The sequence below is a fragment of the Vogesella sp. AC12 genome (assembly GCF_024437575.1).
Taxonomy (GTDB): Bacteria; Pseudomonadota; Gammaproteobacteria; order Burkholderiales; family Chromobacteriaceae; genus Vogesella; species Vogesella indigofera.
This window is the reverse complement of record NZ_JANFNU010000016.1, coordinates 1-1,966: the sequence shown is the minus strand read 5'-3', so window position 1 is coordinate 1,966 and position 1,966 is coordinate 1. Positions and strand designations below refer to the sequence as shown.

Annotated in this window: 2 protein-coding genes; one reads left to right on the top strand and one right to left on the bottom strand. The window is 58.6% G+C overall.

Going from position 1 to position 1,966, the window contains the following annotated elements:
• Positions 1-177: 177 nt before the first annotated feature.
• Positions 178-783 (bottom strand): TetR/AcrR family transcriptional regulator, encoded by a 606-nt coding sequence (locus NOM55_RS16600; RefSeq protein ID WP_255909745.1) that lies wholly within the window; start codon positions 781-783, stop codon positions 178-180.
• Between the two features lie 407 nt (positions 784-1,190).
• On the opposite strand from NOM55_RS16600, the gene NOM55_RS16595 reads away from it, so the two are divergent.
• Entirely contained in the window at positions 1,191-1,796 is a 606-nt protein-coding gene (locus NOM55_RS16595; RefSeq protein ID WP_255909744.1) for a hypothetical protein, read from the top strand.
• Positions 1,797-1,966 lie beyond the last annotated feature (170 nt).

Genomic DNA, 1,966 nt, shown 5'->3' with positions numbered 1-1,966 from the left:
GAGGGGGGGGCGGGCTGGGGGGGGGGTAAAACGGGGGGGCGCCAAAGGTGGCCCCCGCGCTGCACCAGCGGTTGTCGGGCGGCAGGCAGGCAATTTTCTTCCCACTTACTAATAGACCGGTCGTCTATTTTTGTGCCATAAAAAACCGCTCGCCCGTGGCGAACGGTACTGCGTGTCTCAGGCGGCGTTGCAGGGCAACAGCAGGCCTTGGGTGTGGGTCATCGCCGCTTGCAGCGGCGCCAGACTGTGCTGGGTCTTGTACATCAGCGCCGCGCCCAGCCACAGGCTGTACAGCGCATAGGCGGTGTCATCGGCCGGCAGCTGCGGCTTGATCGAGCCATCCTGCTGCCCGCTGCGGATGCAGGCCGCCAGCTTGCGCACGATGGCATCCATGCCGTCGCTCAGCGCCACGCGCATCGGCTCCGACATGTCGGACACCTCGGCCGCCAGCTTCACCGCCAGGCAGCTTTGTGATTCGCAGCTGGCGTGGTTGTCCAGCCATTGCTGGAAGTAGGCCAGCAGCCGTTCGCGGCCGTTACCATGCTGGCTGTCGGCCAGCAGATCGCCGACCCGCTCGCGGTAACCGGAGAAATAGCGCGCCAGCAACGCCACCCCGAAGTCTTCCTTCGACTTGAAGTAGTGATAGAACGACCCCTTCGGTACCTTGGCCTCGGACAACAGCTCGGAGAGCCCCATCGCGGTAAAACTACGGCCGTGGATCAGCACCTCGCCGACGGCAAGGATGTGTTCGCGGGTATCAGGGTATAGGCTTTGACGTGACATGGTTTAAATATATTAGACCGGTCGTCTTGGTGTCAAGCACTGTGTTGGGGCCGGGTGGTTTTTTGTGCAAATAGAGTCGAAAACTGTTTAATAAAGTCGAAAACAAGAGCCGGCGGTTCTGTGGCCACTGACCTTTAAGCTGGTCCTGCCTGTCAGCTTTGATGCTGAGCGCGTACAGTTCGCTGCGTCCCTTGCAAGAAGCGGAATGAAGGCGACAACTCGAGTGGTTGGTCTCTTGGACTATACTGCCGTCACTGATTTCAAGCAGCGCTTTCCCAAGACATATGGCTTGGTCCCTCAGCATAAGGAATAGCGTTCTAACATGGCGCTTAACCTCGCTCCCTTCGGTCGCTGGACAGCCAAAAGCTGCGCTTTTGGCTGCCGGTTAGCTCTACGTTAGCCATCGCATGCATCGATCTATCGCCTTCACTCTCCTGCTGATCTTCTCTCCGTTCGCCACAGCGCAAGATGGGGCAAAGTTCACTTCCTTCGCGGGGTTCGATCTTGGGAAGGCCACGCTTGCTCAAGTTGCAAAGAGACTCGGCCCAGCGAAGATTCTTGAGAAAGGGGAAGCAGGGGAATACGAAGCGAAAATTTGCTATCGCATGCCGGGCGGCACCATCTACTTCCTTTCCGGCGAAATGGGCGGTCCAGATCACGACCTGCTTGGCCTTGGAATTGCAGGCTCGTCCGGCTCTCGGTCATGCGCTGAGTTTCGTGGGTCTGAAGTCCCATCACTTGAACTCGGAGGCCTTCGCCTTGGGCTCTCCAAGGCGGAATTCTCGCGAGTCGTGGGCGGCAAGGTCGAGTGGGACGGTGACGTTGGCCGTGTCGCTTTTGAGAGCCGTCGTCCAATAACACCCGCAGAATTTTCTTTGTTGCCCAAAGGAGCCAAAGAAGCGGCTGAATCTGGTCAACTGCAAGACTACTTTGATGTGGTTGTGTCCGTGGTTGGTACGTTTGTACGGGGCAAGCTCTCGGCCTTCCAGGTTTGGAAGGTGGAAACGCTTTGAGTCCGCGACGGCTACCCCTCTAGCAAGCACCGCCAAATCAATGCTTGCCCTTGATGCCGTGTGCGACGTCGTGATGGGGTTGCACGGTGTGGGTTCAGCGCCAAGCCTGCAGTGCCATTTCCCCGCTGAGGGCAAGCAGGGTTCCCCCCATCAGCAAACGCTGCACGAGT